A 1843-nucleotide genomic window follows, 5' to 3' on the forward strand; every position below is an offset into this window, starting at 1 on the left:
GATCGGCCTCATCAGATCGCCGGGGTGAAGCCCGCGAAGGAGGTCTGCAGCTGGGCGAGCATCCCACCCCACAGGCCGCTGACCAGGAGCGCGCCGACCGCGACCATGAGCACGCCGCCGGAGATCTGGATGATCCGGGTGTGCCGGCGCAGCCAGCCGAGGGCGCGCACCGCGCGGGAGGCACCCAGCGCGATGATCACGAAGGGCAGCCCGAGCCCGGCGCAGTAGGCCAGCGTCAGGATCACCCCGCGCATCGAGCCGCCGCCGGTGCCCGCGGCCACCGCGACCACCCCGGCCAGTGTGGGGCCCACGCACGGCACCCAGCCCAGCCCGAACACCGCGCCGAGCAGCGGCGCCCCCCACAGCCCGGCGCGGGGCACCCAGTGCACCCGGCGCTCGTTCTGCAGCACCGGCAGCAGACCGACGAAGGCCAGCCCCATCGCGATCATGACGACACCGCCGGCCCGCTGCAGCACGGTCTCGTTGCGCACCAGCACGTCCGACAGCCACACCACGCCGACCAGGATCGTGCCGAACACGACCGTGAACCCGCCGACGAACAGCGCGGCCGCCCCCGCCACCCGCCACCGGCCCTTGCGCCGCTGCTGCGCCTCGGCGAGCGTCGCCGGCGGCGAGTCGGCGCCGACGAGACCGGCGAGGTAGGCCAGGTAACCGGGGACCAGCGGGACCACGCACGGCGACGCGAAACTGACCGCGCCTGCGAGCACGGCCACCGCCGCTGCGGCCAGCAGCGGACCGGAGATCGCCAAGGTGGTGGAAGGGTCCATCAGCAACCAGAGTAGGTCCGCCCCGGCGCCGGGCACGCACCGGGTTCTACACGTCGTAGTGGAACGCGTCTCACGGCGCCGGCTCGGCCGCCAGCCGCTGGACCGCCGGGATCAGATCGCTGACCCGGATCGGTTCGAGGTACACCGCGGCGACGCGGTGCTGCTTGTCGAGCACGATCGTCGACGGGACCGTGTTGCGCGGGTATCCGCTCAACGCCGTGAGCACCCGGCCGGGCGGGTCGAAGATGGAGTCGTAGGTCAAGCCACGGTCGCGGATGAAGTCGCCTGCGGCGGCGCGGTCGTCGCGGACGTCGATGCCCATCACGTCGACCCCGGCGGTCTTCGTCTGGTCGAGCACGAACTGCAGGTCCGGCGCCTCGGCCCGGCACGGCCCGCACCACGAGCCCCAGATGTTGATCACGAGCACCTTGCCGGCGTAGTCGCCGATGCCGATCGTCCGGCCCGGGTGCAGCAGGCTCTCCCCCGACAGCTGCGGAAGAGCGCCGCGCGTCGACGGCGGGTCGTAGGTGATCGTGGTCTTGCCGCCGGGAGCGACGAACTGGAAGTCCCCGCCCTGCGCGACCGCGTCCTTGCCCGTGGTCGCGCAGCCGGCCAGCACCAGCGCGGCCAGCAGCAGCCCGGCGACCGCGCGCAGCGTGGTCATGTCCCGGGCCCTCATGCGCCGGTCACCGTGGGGTCGCTGGCCCCCGCGGGCTCGCTGTAGCGCAGCCCGGTGACCTCGGGGCCGGTGAACTCGATGGTGGTCAGTGACGCGAGCGCGCACTGCCGGCGGCGCGGATCGTGCCACAGCCGCTGGCCCAGCAGGTAACGACGCAGCGTCCAGATCGGCAGCTGGTGCGACACGCAGACCGCCTCGTGACCCTCCGCCAGCTGCCGGGCCCGGTGCGCCGCACCCAGCATCCGGTGCGCGATCTCCAGGTACGGCTCGCCCCAGGACGGGGTGAACGGGTCGCGCAGCAGCGGCCAGTTCTGCGGCCGGCGCAACGCACCGTCGCCCACCCCGAAGGTCTTGCCCTCGAACCGGTTGGCCGCCT

General features: G+C 73.4%; 3 protein-coding genes. All 3 read right to left on the bottom strand.

The genetic code is table 11. From position 1 onward, the window contains the following. Positions 1-11: 11 nt before the first annotated feature. Positions 12-788, bottom strand: coding sequence for a cytochrome c biogenesis CcdA family protein (locus HF526_RS34370; RefSeq protein ID WP_169385822.1), 777 nt, complete (start codon positions 786-788; stop codon positions 12-14). A gap of 70 nt (positions 789-858) precedes the next feature. Continuing rightward, on the bottom strand, positions 859-1467 hold the full coding sequence (locus HF526_RS34375) for a TlpA family protein disulfide reductase (protein ID WP_239029501.1): 609 nt from the start codon (positions 1465-1467) through the stop codon (positions 859-861). Then, positions 1464-1843 (bottom strand): histidine phosphatase family protein (locus HF526_RS34380; RefSeq protein ID WP_211178226.1); only part of this gene is annotated, 380 nt, incomplete at its 5' end. The genes HF526_RS34375 and HF526_RS34380, both read right to left, overlap by 4 nt.

Source organism: Pseudonocardia acidicola (assembly GCF_012911935.1).
Lineage (GTDB): Bacteria > Actinomycetota > Actinomycetes > Mycobacteriales > Pseudonocardiaceae > Pseudonocardia > Pseudonocardia acidicola.